Consider the following 14,026-nt stretch of genomic DNA (forward strand, 5'->3'; position numbering starts at 1 on the left):
ATTACGCCACTACACGGCGGCCACTCGGCGCCATGGCGCCGAGTGGCCGCTTGATCAGATCCCTCAGCACGTGGCCGGTCTCGACGCGGCCCGTGCCGCAGATCAAGACCGGGACACCCCGGTGAGCTTGTCGATGCCGGGGGCGTAGGCGGTCATCCAGTGCGGATGCAGCCGGTAGTAGACCACATCGTTGTCCCAGTCGAAGTAGTCGTCGCCGTAGAAGTCCTTGAAGTAGGCGAGCAGGTCCGGCCAGTCAGCGGCCAGCTCGCCGTTGTCAGGGTTGAGAATTTCAACCGTGCCGTGCGTGAACACGCCTAGGTCCTCACCGCGCATGTGCGCGACGCTGACGGCGGGGCGGGCAGCGAGATGGCGGGCCTTGGCGGCGCTGCGTGCCGTGCCGAAGTGCCACTTTCCGTGCAGGAAGTGCCCGTCCACCCCGCTGATCCGCGGCTCGCCCTTCGCCGTCACGGTGGACAGGGCGAGGGTGCACATGCCGGTCAGAATTCGGGTGACCTGCTCGGCGGTCAGGGTGTTCGCAGTGACGATCGAGCGGAGGTGCGAGGTGGAGCGGGAAAGGGAGGCTTCGAGGAGAGCCTGAAGCTCCTTGAGCTCCTCGGGCGTTTCGCGCATTGAGGTCCTTGTCTATCCGTGAGGCCCCGGTCCACACCCACACGGGCGCCAACCGGTGAGTTCATGATTGCTCTAAAACCCGACGCCTTGTGTCATGTTTTTCATCCATTTGCGGACGCCGTCGGGTCGTCTGGCCAGCGTCCTTGGCCAGGCGCTCGGGTCGGTGTCACCAGACGCAAAGTAGCTCAGCGTGAGGTCTGACCGGACAGAACGTGAGCTCTGTCGAGTCTCCCGAATCGCATCCGCCCAGGTCAGCGCCCTAGGGCCTCCGAACGCCATGATTCGGCCACCACCCCGCCCCGGTTGTCCACAGCCATAACCGTTCCGGCGGCCACCCGCCGTCCGGGCCTCTGACCAGCGCGGACGCTCTACTTTGCGTCTGGTGACACCGACCCGAGCGGAGGGCCGGGTAGACGGCCTTCGCCGCCGGCCGGTGGGCCTTCTCCACCACCAGGTCGTTATCCAACATGCCGCCGAAGTCGTAGCGATAGCCCAGCCAGTCCCCGACGCGTGGGATCAGGCCGTCCAGCGTCACCTTCGTGCGGACGGCCATCTCATGCGACCCACCGGCCACAATCTTTAGAGCAGTCCTGTGCGACGTGTCTTCCCGCCGCAGAGGCGCAGTGTGCTTTCCAAGCAGAGGGCCTCTGCCTCGTGGGTGGAAACTGACGTCAAGATCGACTCATGGCCGGTTTTCCCGATATCGGCTGGACCCGAAGACGCCCATCTATCCCGTCGCCTACGGCGGTGGCGTCGTCGTCGTAGGCAGCGGCGGTGGCTGCGGCGGCGGTATCGGCGGCGGTATCGGCAGCGGCAGCGGCGGCCGCGGGCGGCGCAGATCGCTCGGTTCTGCTGGCCGCCGAGAAACGCAGTCGCGTCGGCGCCACTGTCCAGTTGCCGGGACCTTGCAGTATCGACAGACCCGGAAGAGGCCTACGAAACGCCACTCGCACTCCACGGCTCTCGTGACGCAGGGGCCGATCGAGGAGATTGCGGGTTCCGAGGCCGCGGTACGTGTGACGGCGCTTCCGGCGGGTTGCGATATCGCGTGGGGGTTTGCCAGTGTGGTCGCCGCCATCGCGCCGACGGCTAGAACCTGTCTGAGCATGGGAGATCACTCCCTTGTCGGAGGCCAATTCCCCGGGTGTCCAGGGCTGTCAGAGAGTCGCGTCCGCCCCTTCTGGTAGGCACCTGTACGGCGCTTGATCTTCAAGATAGCCAGCCGGAACCAACTTAAGTTACCCGCAAGTAGCAAAAATCAGGCTGTACGCCTTTTAACCAGGGCCTTGGGACCATCCGGTCGAAATTGAACGCTAGCAAGAGTCTTCCCAGTTCAGAGCCTTTAGTGCTGTTGGGTCTTCCAGCGCAGTAACCCCCGGATTTACTGCGGTGGAAGACATGCCCACCTGCGGGAATGCGTGCCACAGGCAAGATCAGGTCTACGCGTTTACTGCCGTAGAGCGTCCTGGCGTTCAACTCCGGCCGGATGGCCCCAACGCCCCGTGTTGCCAGGAGCTGATGTCCCTCAGACCCCGAGCTCACAGGGCTAGGCACCGGCAGCCGGGTTACCGTCGTCTTCGTGGACACCTCCCAGACCCCCGCCCCTGATGGCGAACCCCAAAGCGCCCGAGCCAGTGCCGAAATGCTCAACCTGTTCGCCGAGCAAGCCATCGGCGAAATCGGCTACAACGACATGACTGCGGCTGAGATGGCCGATCGGACTCGCGGCGAGAGGCTGGCCGATGCGCAACTGCTGATGCTCCAGGCGATCTACCACGAGCTGCGCCACGGCCACGACCAGGCGGCCGCGCAGGCGGAGGCGCTGGCCGACCACTCAACGGCATTGGACGAGCACGCAGACGCCCTGGACAAAGCGAGTTCCAGAATGCTGGGCCACGCCGACGCGCTCGACCGCTTCCGCCCACCACGCGGGTAAGTCCCGGGCCACGTTAGGGGCATGGCCCGTTAAGACCGACCAAGAGGAAGGCCAGGAAGACGGCCGCCGCAACCGCACCCTGGTCCACCGACGCGGTGCCCGCCCAGGAAAGGGCGTCCCGGAAACGGTTTGCGGGACGGCTGAGCCTTCGAGCAGGAGTCCCTTACAGTGTCTGCTCGTCGTCGGAGTCGGGCTCGACCCGCATCCCGACCGCCCTCAGCGCCGCCGCATACGCGGCAACCTGCTCCCCGGCACCGCTCGCAGACCCGGCGAAAGCAACCAGGAAGGGCCGGCCTGCGCCCCCGCCCTCCACCACGAACCCGGCCCGGCTGTCACTGAACTCCATCAGCCCGGCAGCACGCAGTGCGTCCCGGACTCGCTCGGCATCGCGATCACGCTCGCTCCACAGCGGCCGCCGTCCTTGCCCGTAGCCGAACCTCGGCTCGTCATCACCCATGATCCCCACCGCAGACGTCTCGCGACTGCCGTCCAGGCCCTTTACATCGCCACAGGTCAGGGCCAATCCGTTGGAAATTCCCCCAGTCAAGCGCAGTGGGGAGCCCTCAAGATCCACTCAATGTGGGTTTTGGGCTTATGTGGGCTGACACCCCCGAAGTCGTTCGCCTGCACGAACAGCGACGCAGCGCCGACCACGACGCCCTGGCGCTGCTGCAGGAGGAGATCGGCGACGACCCTATCCCCGACGAGATCCGTGAGCAGGCCCACCTCTTCCTCGTCGCCCAGCCGCTGGCTGGGCGACCAGACATGCTCCTGGACCTTACCGGCGCATCCAACTGGAACATCGGCCTGCACGAGTTCATCCAGAAGGCCTACACCCCCGACATCCAGGCCGCCGTCAACGGCCCCGACGTCTCGCCCAGTCTCAACGAGATCGGCAGCAGCTACCGCCGGTCTCGCGGGATCGCGCGCGCGACCTCCAACCTCGCCAACCGCAGCGGCTTCACCCCCACCACCAGCTACACCCTGAGAACGCCATCGAGCTGCAGGTCCACGAGAACGCGGGAGAATTGACCGATGGGTGGAAACTGCGCTGGCGCGTGCGCGCGGTCACCGGGCAGGCGGCCTCAGCCTGGTCGGACTGGCAGCGGGTCACCGTCGACGTCACCCAGCCAGGAGAGGAGCCCTTGGCGCAGACGGCCGGGCCGGTGATCCGCACGGACGAGAGCTTCACCGCCGCCGCCTGGCTCCGCTGGGCTGACAAGGACGGCGACTACCGCGTCGCCGAGCAGCGAGGCACTCACCAGGCCCCCTTCCGTCTGGGAAACACCGCCGAGCATGGGTTGGAGTTCACGCTTACCAGCGCCGACAGCACGACTGCCACCACCGAGGGAGTGCGGTCCGACGTCGAACCGCCCGTGGATACCTGGTTCCATCTGACGGGGGTCTATGACGCCACCGCCAATACGGCCTCGCTGTACCTCGATGGGCAGCTAATCGGGACCCAGCCGTTGAGCTTCGCCGGATGGCATGCCGAGCAGGACCTGACCTTGGGGACCAGCATGCTGGGCAACCTGGATGAGGCACGCACCTACGAGCGGGCACTCAGCGCGGACGAGGTCGGCTCCCTCTCTGCGGATCCGGCCACGCTGGCAGCCACCCCAGCGACCACGGCGACGGCAAGCGTGCCTGCCGTTCTGGACGAGCCTGATCCGTACGAGGTCAATTATCGACACTTCACTCTCAACTCCTGCAGAACGGAGGCCCCCGCACAGGTGCCGTGGCACAAACATGGCATCTGGACCGATGCGACCGTCTTCAGCGGCTGCGCGGTCAGATGGTTCGGCGTCAGCATGTGGGTTCCCGATTTCGACGGCAGTGGTAACCCTCTCCCCCACAAAAAACGAGCGAAGATGGGCGATGGGGCGGACCTGGAGGATCTGGTGATCCGATCGACGGTCGTGGCCAACACCTATCTCGGTACGAGAGATGGCACCAGCATCCGGAATGCGGGCAGTGACGGCGTCACGGGGCCTTTGACGCCCAAGGAAATCTCCATGTGGATCCAGTTCGACACCATCGATTACGACTGGGCTGCCTGGGGAAACGCGACCATAAAACTGACCACGACAGTGAAATCCGATGGCGAGGCATCGAACTGCACCAAGACGGTCAACGGCGCCCGGCAAACCCTAGTCAAGGACTGGAACCCGTCGACGATTCGGTACTACCGCTTCAAGTCCGAGAGTTCCTCAGGAGCGATACGCAGGTGCAGCTTCTTCCCCTGGGTGACGTTCGACGGTCTCTCCCCTGACGCCGAGCGGGACAACTCGCCGCTCTGGGGCAAGATCGACCAAGATTCAGAGAACGGAATCTGGACTCCGGCCACCGTTCGCTGTGACGACGAGACACTGGGCTCAGGCTCCCCAGGCAACTGGCCGGAGGAAAAGCGGGTCCGCTACACGGGTGCCTGCATCTTCCCTGACGTGAGCCGCGTTTACCAAACGGATGTGAACCACGCCAAGCGAGGGCCGGTGGCAGCGCACATCTGGGCCGCTTTCAACACTGCGCCTGCCGAAAACCTCATCCATGCAGCTCAAGCGGCATGTGAGTATTCGGTCTTTTCGGCGTACGTTCAGGCGGGCGATTCGCCCTGCATCGGTGATCGGATCCGGGACTGTGCGCAGTGGGGCTGCCTGGGCCAGGGCTTGGTGGGCTCGGTGCTCGTTGTAGAACCGTTCGTACTCGCGCAGGGCATGCCTGAGGTGGCGTTCGTTCCAGAGCAGGCAGCGGTCCAGGAGTTCGTGGCGGCAGGACTGCACCCATCGCTCCATGATCGAGTTCATACGAGGAATGCGAACGCCGGTGAGCACCGTGCCGATACCGGCCTCAGCGAGGATCTCATCGATGAACGCGGGGAACTTCCCATCCCGATCCCGGACCAGATAACGTGCCCGGCAGCCGGCGTCCTCCAGGTCCATCACGAGATTCTTGACCGCCTGGATGACCCAGGCTGCGGTCGGATGAGCGGTGACGCCGAGGACGCGGACGCGCCTGGTGGCGTGCTCGATGACGGCCAGGATGTACTGGCGCTGCCCATCGAGGGTGACGGTCTCGATGAAGTCGCAGCCCAGGAGCGCGTCCGCCTGGGAGCGCAGGAAGTCGGCCCAGGTGGTTGACGCCCGCTCGGGCGCGGGGTCGATGCCTCCCCGTTTGAGGATCTCCCACACGGTCGAGGCAGCGACCTTGATTCCCAGGGTGGTGAGTTCTCCGTGCACCCGCCTGTATCCCCAGGACGGGTTCTCCCGGACCAGCCGCAGGACCAGCGCGCGAATAGAGCGGACAGTGAGCGGACGCCCAGGCCGCTTGGGTCGGCAGGTGCGAGCGTGTCGCTGCTTCACCAGATCGCGGTGCCAGCGCAGGATCGTGTCCGGACGAACAACAAGCCGCAGCCGACGCAGGACCTCACGAGGCAGCGATGTCAGGAGCGCGGCGAGGAAGGCCCGGTCCTCGAGGGCGAAAGTCACCCTGGTGTCAGCGCCGAGCTGCCGTTCAAGAACGGTGATCTGGTGGCGGAGGGCAAGTATCTCGACCTCCTTGTCCCGATCACTCATCGGCATCAGCCGCAGCGCGGCAAAGACGTTCGTGACGGTCAGATAGGCCAGGCGCAGGAGCACAAGTGATCATTCTGCCGCGATCAGCTCCTTTCAGGAGCCGAAACCAGGCGCATGCAGGAGGAGCCCGGACAAGCCGGATGACCAGCACGGATGATATTTTCGGCAGGCGCAGAGCTCCAGGAAGGTGCTGGGCCAGCCGTGGGTCAGGACGATCGGCAGGGCGCCGGGCTGCTCGCCGTCGAACCGCAGGTAGTGGACGGGCGTGCCGCCGATGGCGGGCGTTGATCCGCACTTCGTGGGTGCGCCAGTCATAGCCTGTGGCCCAGTACTCCGCCAGGCGGCGCACCTCAGTGGTGTCGGCGCCCGCTTCACAGCCATCGACGGGCCACCGGGTGGCGTGTAGCCGCACGCGCAGGTCTTCGAGTTCTGCGTCGGTCACCGCGATCAGCGGCGGTTGGTCGGTCATGTGCCTTTCCTGGTCGTGCTCACGTGCTGGTCGTGATGCAGTCTCAGTCTTCGCGTCGTTGGTAGTCGGCGCAGCATGACCGCGACCAAACCCGCTTGTGGCCGCGCCCGATGCCGTTCGGACGGGGCCACAACACGGCCAAGGTCATACCGCGGCCCGTGCCAACTTGCGGTCACCGCGTTGCGGTGGCCAGTGCCGCGCGGATGGCGTTCGCGCCGGCCGGACGGCCCTTCTCGTTCGAGGGCGGCCCGTACGGGGTCCCCCACACCGGGGTGCCCGTCGCCTGCCGCCAGCTGCCGGCCAGCGGTCCCGCGTCCACCACGCTGTACCCGATGGAATCGATGAACTCGGTCACCGCGCCCTTCGCCGGCGCGGAGTCTCCGGCGATCGGCAGGTAAGAGCGGTCGGCCGCCCCTGTCGGGCGGGCGAGTGAGAGCAGGTGCTTGAAGTAGATGTTGTTGAACGCCTTCACAAGCCCGGCGTCCGGGATGTACCGCAGCAACAGCTCGCTCGAGGTGAGCGACGTGCCGTCGAGCTCGGGGATGCGCCCGTCACGCTCGGGGCCGTAGTTGCACGTGTCGATGACCGTCTTCCCGGCCAGCGGCGCGGCGGGCAGGTTGGGGAAGGCTGTGACCGGCACCGTGACCACGACGATGTCACCGGCCGCCGCGGCCTCCTCGCTCGTCGCCGCCGAGGCCCGGGGCCCCAGTTCCGCGACCGTGCCCGCGAGCGACTCGGGACCGCGCGAGTTGCTGAGCACGACCTGGTGTCCGGCCGCGATGGCGAGCCGCGCGATGGTACTGCCGATGGACCCGCTTCCGATGAATCCCACAGTTGTCATGTTCTCGAACGTCCCTCCATAAGAGCCTTGTCCTCGCCGATGAGCGGGACTCGTTGCAATGAGGACCCTGCCCTTCGGTGTGCCCTCAGATCGCGGGGCCGTCAGTTGACGGGAAGTAATGGCCGTTGTCCAAATCGGCGAGCAGGCCGGGCTGAGCGGGTTCCCACCCGAGGGTCCGCCGGGTGATGAGGTTGGACGCCGGGTAGCTCTGCGTGACCACGTTCGCGAGGAACCCGAAGTATCCCGGCAGCATCAGTTCGTCCAAGGGCACGCTCACAGCGGGCAGGCCCAGGCGGCTGCCAATGGCCTCGGCGATCTCGCGGAACGGGATGCCGCCGTCCCCCACTGCGTGCCAGTACTTGCCAGCGTCACCCTTCTCCAACGCGAGGCGGAACAAGGAGGCGGCGTCGCGGGCGTGCACGGCGTTCCACAGGTTCGCGCCGTCTCCGGGGTAGCCGGCGAAGCCCTTCTCTTTCGCCAGGGCGATCAGCGTGGGGAGGAAGCCGGCCCGGTCGGTCGTGCTGTGCGCGATGTTGGCGATCCGCACCACCGAAGACCGCACCCCCCGCTCGGCGAGGCCGATGACCGCGGTCTCCACGACGTTACGGGCCCGAAGGGTGCCCTTGTGCTCATCGCCGACGGGAAGGGCCGGGTCCTCCTCGGTGGCCGGGCGGCCAAGGTTCTCTCCCCCGTTCCCGGGCGAGCCGATGCTCCCCGCCGCGACCAGCGGCTTTCCGGTTCCCGCGAGTGCCTCGCCGTACGCGAGCATGATCGGGAGCTCTGCGGCGGCCACGGCGTCGATCCCGCCGGACGGAAGCAGGTCTTGCCTGTGTGCGACGTGGATGACGCCGTCGGAATCCGCGGCCGCCTCCTTGAGCCCGTCGAGATCCTGGAGGTCGCCGCGGCGCACCTTCGCGCCGAGCGCGGACAATGCCGCCGCGGCCGCGTCCGATCGGGCCAGGCCGGTGACCTCGTGCCCGCCGGCGATGAGCTCGGGGACGATGTACGAACCGGTATGGCCGGTCCCGCCAGTGACGAAAACGCGCATGCTACTGGTCCTTATGATTGATGTGGCGCGAGAAGTGATGGTGCGGGCGCGCTCAGGCAGAAGTGTTGACGCCGAGGGTGAAGTTGAAGCTCCCCGCGCCATGGCGGCCGAAGACGGTGTTGAACGCCTTCACGACGTGCGCGACGGCGGGGGTTCGATCAACTGGTGAGCCTGGCGGCCATGTCCGCCCGGGCCGAGCGACGGACGGGGACCACGTGACCACGCCGGTGTGCCAGCCACATGAACACGACGGTGGCCACCACGCCGAACACCACGGCGTACACACTGCCCTCCGGCCCGAAGTCGCCGCCCGTGACCAGCGTGGGACCCGACATCGTCGCGTCCAGCAGGCCCTGCGGGGTGTTGCTGCCGGACACCTTGGTGCTGAAGATGGCGCTCGCGGCAATGTTCCAGCCGAAGTGCAGACCGATCGGCACCCACAGCTTGCGGGTGGCGATGTACGCGGCGGTCAGCATCCCGCCTGCCTCGATGGCGATGGCGATGGCGCCCCACAGGGTGGCGTTCGCGTTGAGCAGGTGGATCAGGCCGAACAGCGAGCCGGTCAGCACGAGCGCGATCCAGGTTCCGGTCCAGTGCTCGACGTTGCGGAACAGGACACCGCGGAAGACCAGCTCCTCGGTCACGGCGGCACCCGCCATGATGCCGAGCAGGGCGACGGCGCTCGCCGGCGTGCCCAGGCCGTTGATCGTGTAGTCGCCGAAGAAGGCGATGTTCGCGATGACTGCCCCGAACAGCGCGATGCCGAGCAGCGTGCCCCAGCTGATCCCGGCACCTGCTCCCTTCAGCGACACCTCGACGGGGGCCCGGTGCTCGGTGCGCCGCACCACCCAGCCGTAGACCAGGACCGCGACGACAGCCGTCAGCAGGCCGGCGACGAGCGCCAGCCAGGGGTTGTCCTTCACTGCAGCCGTGCCGAGATTGCCGAGGATCCAGACCGCCACAACCGCCAAGAGCTGCCATATCAGACGCACGATGACTCCTTCGTGAGAACCGCGGCGGGAGCGCCGCGGGCTACTTGCAGGGGTGCGCTCAGCCGGGGAGGTTGACGCCGAGGGCGATGTCGAAGGTCCCCGCGCCGTTGCGGGCCAGGCCCATCAGCAGCGGTCCGACCCCTTCCAGCCAGCGAGCCATCTCCAGGCCGCCGACATCGAGCGGACGCAGTCCGAGGCTCTCAATGAACGCCGACACGTTCGCGTTGGCGTCCGCGTCGTCTCCGGCGAAGAACACGTCCAACGGACGCTCCTGGATCAAGACGTGGCCGAAGACGGTGTTGAACGCCTTCACGACGTGCGCGCTCGCCGGGGCCGCCTTGGCGATCTCCTGTGCACCGGACGTGCCCTCAGGAGTGAGCAGCCCGGTGGCGTCGGCGTTGAAGGTGTTGGAGATGTCGATGATGACCTTGCCAGCCAGTGCCTCCCCGTACTGGGCGACGACCGGCACGGCGCTGGTGTACGGCACGGCGAGGACGACGATGTCGCCCACAGGGACGGTGCCGAAGGTCCCCGCCGTGGCCCCGGCGCCGAGTTCGGCGGCCAGGCCCTTGGCCTTGGCCGGGTCGCGGCCGATGAGCTCGACGGAGTGCCCGCCTGTGACCGCGCGGGAGGCGATGGCGTGGGCCATGCCCCCGAGGCCGATGAAACTGATGCTGCTCATGGTGAGTGCTCTCTTTCTTGGGTGATCGTTTCTGGGTGGTTGTTTCTTGGGTGGTCGTTTCTTAGGTGGTCACAACCGGCCGGTACGCTCGATCACCTGGCCGGCGAAGTCGAGCAGCTGGTCAAGGCTGGTGAACATCGCGAAGGCATCGAAGTACGCCTCGTCAACACCGGAGTCGGCGTACCGCTTCAGCTGGTCCGCGACCGAGTCGACGGACGTGCCCGGCTCGAGATTGATCCGCATGGCCTTCTTCAGTGCGTCGGGATCGCGGCCGGCGTCTTCCGCCGCTCGACGCGCGATCGACCACAGGCGGTCGGCGCCCTCGTCCTGGCTGCTGATCGACGCGGCGGGCGCCGGCCCCTCGACCCCGAGCCAGCCGACCCCGCTGCGGCCGACTCGGCGCATCGCGGCCTCGCTGGCACCGCCGATCCAGATGGGCGGCCCGCCCGCCTGGACCGGCCGGAGGCCGGCGTGGACCGGTGGCATGGTGAAGAACTCGCTGTCCCAGGACACGGGACTGGTCGTCCACCACGCCTGCAGGAACGCCAGCGTGTCGTCAAGCATCTTGCCGCGCCGCTGCCAGTCCGCGTTGCGAGCCGCGTCGTACTCTTGCTTCATCCACCCCACCCCGACTCCGACGCCAAGGCGTCCGCCGCTGAGCACGTCGAGCGTGGTCAGCTGCCGGGCCAGGTGCGGCGGCTCGTAGTAGAACGTGCTGAGCGTGCTGGTGTTCAGGCGCACCCGGCTGGTCGCCGCCGCAGCGACGGTCAACAGCAGCACCGGATCGAAGGAGCGGGCCATCTGCGGCCCTCGGGCCAGATAGCCGCTGCCCACATCAACCGGCGTGACCAGGCGATCACCGATCCACAGGGTGTCGTAGCCAAGGTCCTCGAGCCCGCGGACGAAAGCGCTCAGGGCAGGGGCGTCGCTGACGGAGGGCCCGACAACAGGAATCACAAAACCGAGCTGCATTGCGATGAGCCTCCTCGGGCGAATTCCTTCGCCACTATTAATGTCTGACGTCGACGAGCCCGTGGTCCGTCAACCTGTTTGCCGGCTGTTTGGTCAATCCCAGGAGATCAGCCCGTGAACTCGTTGACGCCCAGGGCGAAGTTCCCGTGGCCGATCCCGTTGCCCGCGAGGCCTACCGTGAGCACTCCCGCTCCTTCCAGCCAGTGCGCCATTTTCAGGCCGCCGACGTCCAGCGGGCGCAGTCCGAGGCTCTCGATGAAGGCCGCCACGTCCGCCTTGACCTGCGGGTCGTCGCCGGCGAAGAAGACGTCGGGCCGGCCGTTCTCCAGGACGCCACGGAAGATGGTGTTGAAGGCCTTGAACACACTCGCGCTGGCCGGAGCGACCTTGGCGACCTCCTGCGCGATTGACGTCGGCTCACTGTGAGCCAGGCCGTCGAACGTGGCGTTGAACGGGTTGCTGATGTCGATGATGATCTTGCCCGCGAGGGCGTCTCCGTACTCGGCGACGGTCGAAACGACACCGGCGTACAACACGGCCGTTATGACGATGTCCCCGGCCGGGACGGCGCCCCACTTACCTGCCGTTGTGCCGCCGCCCAGAACCTTGGCCAGGTCATCGGCCTTGGACTGATCGCGCGCCATGATCTCGACGGTGTTGCCGCCCGCCACCGCGCGCGTGCCGATCGTGCGGGCCATGTTCCCCGCGCCGATGAAGGTGATGCTGCTCATGAGCTGTGCTCTCTTCCTGTTCTCGAGGCGCCTGTTCTCCAGGCGCCGCTCTGACTCGTTCGTATGTGGATCAGATGGCGTGGTTCAGATGGCGGTCGTGCCGCCGTCGGCGACCAACTCCAGGCCGTTGACGTAGCTGGAGTCGTCAGAGGCGAGGAACAGGGCGATGCTGGCTATCTCTTCGGGACGGCCCATCGATCCGCGGAGAATGAGGGACTCGAACGCGGCCCTCGTCGCCTCGTCGAACAGCTCCTCCTGCTTGGCGGTGCCGACCTGGCCGGGCGTCAGGACGTTCACCCGGATCTTGCGGTCGCGCAGCTCGTTGAGCCAGACACGGGCCCAGGCCTGCTGGACCGCTTTCCCACGGTCACTCCTTTGAATTGATGGATTTCCGAGAAAGGAGAAGAGGCCCAAATCTTGATGTGCTCATCCTTGTTTTGGGCACTGCCGTCAAATGCCGATCCCGAATTCTTGTGCCGAATTCTCCCGGCCTCATGAACAATGCCACCGCCCTGATCGGGTGTCCAAGACCTGTTTCAGCCGTGGTGATACCCTCAAGGCATTGCCGGACCGGGAGGCCCCATGGATCTGGACCTGCGCAAGCTGCGCTACTTCGTCGCCGTCGCCGACCGGTTGCACTTCGGCCGCGCCGCCGAAGAGCTGCACATCGCGCAGCCGGCGCTCAGCCGGCAGATCCGCGCGCTGGAACAGGACCTCGGCGCCTCGCTCTTCACCCGCGACAGCCACGGCGTCACGCTGACCGACGCGGGCCGACAGCTGCTGGACGACGCAGGCCCGCTACTCGCCTCCGCGCACGCGGTCCGGCGCCGAGTGTCCGTGGCAGAACGCGGCGGCCAGCGGCTGGTGGTCGGTTTTCGGGCCGGCATCCCGGTCATCCCGGCGACGCGGGTGTTCGAGGCCCAGCATCCAGACGCAGTCGTGGACGTGCAACGAATGGAATGGGACGACCAGGCCCCGATGTTGCTCGACGGCCGCGTCGACGTCGCCTATGTGCGGCTGCCCATCGACGAGACCGGCCTGCGCCTGACTCCGCTCTACACCGAGCCCCTCATGGTGGCGCTGCCCATGGGCCACCGGCTGGCCGGCAAGGCGGAGGTCACCGAGGCCGACCTGGCCGGCGAGCCGCTGATCTGGCACGCCGACGCGAGCACGCAGCCCACCAGACGCCCACACCCCGACTCCGGACTCCGGGTGCGCGGGGTGGAGGAAAAGCTCGAGCACGTCGCGGCCGGCCGTGGCATCTCGTTCGTGGGGCGTTCGGAGACCGTGTTCTACTCACGACCGGACATCAGCTACGTGCCCGTCCCGGATCTGGCGCCCGACCAGGTATTCGTCGCGATGGCTGCGTCACGCACCTCGCCGCTGGCCGACGACTTCTTCGCCGCAGCTCAGGCGACGGCTGAGATCACGGCGGAATGCGGGAACTATGAGATGTGGCAGATTGTCAACGACACCGTTTCAAAGCGCGGTTGAGTAGTTCGACTGACAACAGCCGGACCCGACCTCCAGTGCCCGCATGCCCTGTTCGATCCTGACCTGATGCAACATTGTGGCTTGTCAGCCACGGCGCGCTGATCGACGACGTGATGCGCCCGGTCTCGTCGCTCCGAGTGCGGACCGACGCTTGCACGACCTGCGGCACACCGCCGCGTGTCTCTGGCTGGCTCGCGGTGTGGACCCCGGAACGGTGCAGGCGTGGTGCGGGCACGAGTTGATCGCGACCTGTACCGCTCGAATATTGAGTTACGTGACCTGAGCTGCGGTTAAGCGGCGTGGTGGTATTCGTTGATCAGGCCTGCAACTACGGGTTTTCGGCGGATGGATCGCAGGTCGTCGAGTTCGGTCACGTCGCGGGAGGGCTGCGTTGCGATGTCCGGAGGCCGTTGACACCGGGACTGGTGCGGCCGGTGCCCGTTGTACAGGAGTTCAGGGCGCAGGGTGCCGATGACCCGCTCGCAGATGGCGTTCATCCTCGGCGCCCGCGGCAGCGTGGTGATGTCCCGTAACCCCTCAGCTGTGAAGACCTCACGAAAGGCGGGGGTGAAGAGCGGGTCTCGATCGTGGATCACGAACCGCAGCCCGGCGATGCGCTCCCCCAGGTCCATGACCAGGTTGCGGGCCTGCTGCGCCGT

The 14,026-nt window shown here is 66.7% G+C and carries 17 protein-coding genes and 2 pseudogenes; 6 read left to right on the forward strand and 13 right to left on the reverse strand.

The window, feature by feature from the left end; genetic code table 11:
• Positions 1–102 precede the first annotated feature (102 nt).
• Entirely contained in the window at positions 103–630 is a 528-nt protein-coding gene (locus tag ACTMTF_RS47775; protein ID WP_441116736.1) for a pyridoxamine 5'-phosphate oxidase family protein, read from the reverse strand.
• A gap of 1,579 nt (positions 631–2,209) precedes the next feature.
• Here ACTMTF_RS47775 and ACTMTF_RS47780 point away from each other — a divergent pair.
• Positions 2,210–2,566 carry a hypothetical protein gene (locus tag ACTMTF_RS47780; protein ID WP_441116737.1) on the forward strand — a complete coding sequence of 119 codons (357 nt, stop codon included), beginning with the start codon at positions 2,210–2,212 and terminating at the stop codon, positions 2,564–2,566.
• Positions 2,567–2,729: 163 nt separating this feature from the next.
• Here ACTMTF_RS47780 and ACTMTF_RS47785 read toward each other — a convergent pair whose 3' ends face one another.
• Positions 2,730–3,023 (reverse strand): hypothetical protein, encoded by a 294-nt coding sequence (locus tag ACTMTF_RS47785; RefSeq protein WP_441116738.1) that lies wholly within the window; start codon positions 3,021–3,023, stop codon positions 2,730–2,732.
• A 137-nt stretch (positions 3,024–3,160) separates the two neighbouring features.
• Between ACTMTF_RS47785 and ACTMTF_RS47790 the strand changes: the two genes are divergently transcribed.
• Both ACTMTF_RS47790 and ACTMTF_RS47795 read left to right on the forward strand, forming a co-directional pair.
• Entirely contained in the window at positions 3,161–3,598 is a 438-nt protein-coding gene (locus ACTMTF_RS47790; protein WP_441116739.1) for a hypothetical protein, read from the forward strand.
• A 134-nt stretch (positions 3,599–3,732) separates the two neighbouring features.
• A pseudogene (locus tag ACTMTF_RS47795) lies at positions 3,733–4,134 on the forward strand (LamG domain-containing protein); the annotation flags it as partial.
• An 807-nt stretch (positions 4,135–4,941) separates the two neighbouring features.
• Here the strand turns inward: ACTMTF_RS47795 and ACTMTF_RS47800 are convergent.
• Entirely contained in the window at positions 4,942–5,505 is a 564-nt protein-coding gene (locus tag ACTMTF_RS47800; protein WP_441116753.1) for an integrase core domain-containing protein, read from the reverse strand.
• A gap of 405 nt (positions 5,506–5,910) precedes the next feature.
• Here ACTMTF_RS47800 and ACTMTF_RS47805 point away from each other — a divergent pair, with 405 nt between their 5' ends.
• On the forward strand, positions 5,911–6,207 hold the full coding sequence (locus tag ACTMTF_RS47805) for a hypothetical protein (protein WP_441116740.1): 297 nt from the start codon (positions 5,911–5,913) through the stop codon (positions 6,205–6,207).
• 24 nt (positions 6,208–6,231) lie between these two features.
• On the opposite strand, the gene ACTMTF_RS47810 is transcribed toward ACTMTF_RS47805, so the two are convergent.
• The 4 genes and pseudogenes from ACTMTF_RS47810 to ACTMTF_RS47825 all read right to left on the reverse strand — a co-directional run bounded on the left by ACTMTF_RS47810 (position 6,232) and on the right by ACTMTF_RS47825 (position 8,496).
• On the reverse strand, positions 6,232–6,453 hold the full coding sequence (locus ACTMTF_RS47810; protein ID WP_441116741.1) for an epoxide hydrolase N-terminal domain-containing protein: 222 nt from the start codon (positions 6,451–6,453) through the stop codon (positions 6,232–6,234).
• Positions 6,454–6,475: 22 nt separating this feature from the next.
• Positions 6,476–6,607: pseudogene (locus ACTMTF_RS47815) on the reverse strand (hypothetical protein); the annotation flags it as partial.
• 172 nt (positions 6,608–6,779) lie between these two features.
• A complete protein-coding gene (locus tag ACTMTF_RS47820) occupies positions 6,780–7,448 on the reverse strand; it encodes an NADPH-dependent F420 reductase (RefSeq protein WP_441116742.1) in 669 nt (222 codons plus the stop codon).
• An 85-nt stretch (positions 7,449–7,533) separates the two neighbouring features.
• Complete coding sequence (locus tag ACTMTF_RS47825) at positions 7,534–8,496, reverse strand: SDR family oxidoreductase (RefSeq protein WP_441116743.1); 963 nt, start codon at positions 8,494–8,496, stop codon at positions 7,534–7,536.
• A 13-nt stretch (positions 8,497–8,509) separates the two neighbouring features.
• On the opposite strand from ACTMTF_RS47825, the gene ACTMTF_RS47830 reads away from it, so the two are divergent.
• Positions 8,510–8,665, forward strand: coding sequence for a hypothetical protein (locus ACTMTF_RS47830; protein WP_441116744.1), 156 nt, complete (start codon positions 8,510–8,512; stop codon positions 8,663–8,665).
• Here the strand turns inward: ACTMTF_RS47830 and ACTMTF_RS47835 are convergent.
• The 5 genes from ACTMTF_RS47835 to ACTMTF_RS47855 all read right to left on the reverse strand — a co-directional run bounded on the left by ACTMTF_RS47835 (position 8,655) and on the right by ACTMTF_RS47855 (position 12,287).
• Positions 8,655–9,488 (reverse strand): lysostaphin resistance A-like protein, encoded by an 834-nt coding sequence (locus tag ACTMTF_RS47835; protein WP_441116745.1) that lies wholly within the window; start codon positions 9,486–9,488, stop codon positions 8,655–8,657. The two genes, ACTMTF_RS47830 and ACTMTF_RS47835, sit on opposite strands and share 11 nt — an antisense overlap.
• Positions 9,489–9,546: 58 nt before the next feature.
• Positions 9,547–10,170: an NADPH-dependent F420 reductase gene (locus tag ACTMTF_RS47840; protein ID WP_441116746.1), complete on the reverse strand. Its 624-nt coding sequence runs from the start codon at positions 10,168–10,170 to the stop codon at positions 9,547–9,549.
• A 69-nt stretch (positions 10,171–10,239) separates the two neighbouring features.
• Complete coding sequence (locus tag ACTMTF_RS47845; RefSeq protein ID WP_441116747.1) at positions 10,240–11,142, reverse strand: TIGR03619 family F420-dependent LLM class oxidoreductase; 903 nt, start codon at positions 11,140–11,142, stop codon at positions 10,240–10,242.
• Between the two features lie 107 nt (positions 11,143–11,249).
• Positions 11,250–11,873 (reverse strand): NADPH-dependent F420 reductase, encoded by a 624-nt coding sequence (locus ACTMTF_RS47850; RefSeq protein ID WP_441116748.1) that lies wholly within the window; start codon positions 11,871–11,873, stop codon positions 11,250–11,252.
• Between the two features lie 84 nt (positions 11,874–11,957).
• A complete protein-coding gene (locus tag ACTMTF_RS47855) occupies positions 11,958–12,287 on the reverse strand; it encodes an SDR family oxidoreductase (RefSeq protein WP_441116749.1) in 330 nt (109 codons plus the stop codon).
• Between the two features lie 168 nt (positions 12,288–12,455).
• Here ACTMTF_RS47855 and ACTMTF_RS47860 point away from each other — a divergent pair, with 168 nt between their 5' ends.
• On the forward strand, positions 12,456–13,367 hold the full coding sequence (locus tag ACTMTF_RS47860) for a LysR substrate-binding domain-containing protein (RefSeq protein ID WP_441116750.1): 912 nt from the start codon (positions 12,456–12,458) through the stop codon (positions 13,365–13,367).
• A 290-nt stretch (positions 13,368–13,657) separates the two neighbouring features.
• On the opposite strand, the gene ACTMTF_RS47865 is transcribed toward ACTMTF_RS47860, so the two are convergent.
• The coding region (locus ACTMTF_RS47865; RefSeq protein WP_441116751.1) for a hypothetical protein at positions 13,658–14,026 on the reverse strand (369 nt) is incomplete at its 5' end.

The sequence above is a fragment of the Nonomuraea sp. ZG12 genome (genome assembly GCF_052068115.1).
GTDB lineage: Bacteria > Actinomycetota > Actinomycetes > Streptosporangiales > Streptosporangiaceae > Nonomuraea.

Bases quoted from the DNA above. Each gene is read 5' to 3' on its own strand.
- ACTMTF_RS47775 (WP_441116736.1), bottom strand. From the start codon at position 630: ATGCGCGAAACGCCCGAGGAGCTCAAGGAGCTTCAGGCTCTCCTCGAA.
- ACTMTF_RS47785 (WP_441116738.1), bottom strand. From the start codon at position 3,023: ATGGGTGATGACGAGCCGAGGTTCGGCTACGGGCAAGGACGGCGGCCG.
- ACTMTF_RS47790 (WP_441116739.1), top strand. From the start codon at position 3,161: ATGTGGGCTGACACCCCCGAAGTCGTTCGCCTGCACGAACAGCGACGC.
- ACTMTF_RS47800 (WP_441116753.1), bottom strand. From the start codon at position 5,505: ATGGACCTGGAGGACGCCGGCTGCCGGGCACGTTATCTGGTCCGGGAT.
- ACTMTF_RS47810 (WP_441116741.1), bottom strand. From the start codon at position 6,453: ATGACTGGCGCACCCACGAAGTGCGGATCAACGCCCGCCATCGGCGGC.
- ACTMTF_RS47820 (WP_441116742.1), bottom strand. From the start codon at position 7,448: ATGACAACTGTGGGATTCATCGGAAGCGGGTCCATCGGCAGTACCATC.
- ACTMTF_RS47825 (WP_441116743.1), bottom strand. From the start codon at position 8,496: ATGCGCGTTTTCGTCACTGGCGGGACCGGCCATACCGGTTCGTACATC.
- ACTMTF_RS47830 (WP_441116744.1), top strand. From the start codon at position 8,510: ATGATTGATGTGGCGCGAGAAGTGATGGTGCGGGCGCGCTCAGGCAGA.
- ACTMTF_RS47840 (WP_441116746.1), bottom strand. From the start codon at position 10,170: ATGAGCAGCATCAGTTTCATCGGCCTCGGGGGCATGGCCCACGCCATC.
- ACTMTF_RS47845 (WP_441116747.1), bottom strand. From the start codon at position 11,142: ATGCAGCTCGGTTTTGTGATTCCTGTTGTCGGGCCCTCCGTCAGCGAC.
- ACTMTF_RS47850 (WP_441116748.1), bottom strand. From the start codon at position 11,873: ATGAGCAGCATCACCTTCATCGGCGCGGGGAACATGGCCCGCACGATC.
- ACTMTF_RS47860 (WP_441116750.1), top strand. From the start codon at position 12,456: ATGGATCTGGACCTGCGCAAGCTGCGCTACTTCGTCGCCGTCGCCGAC.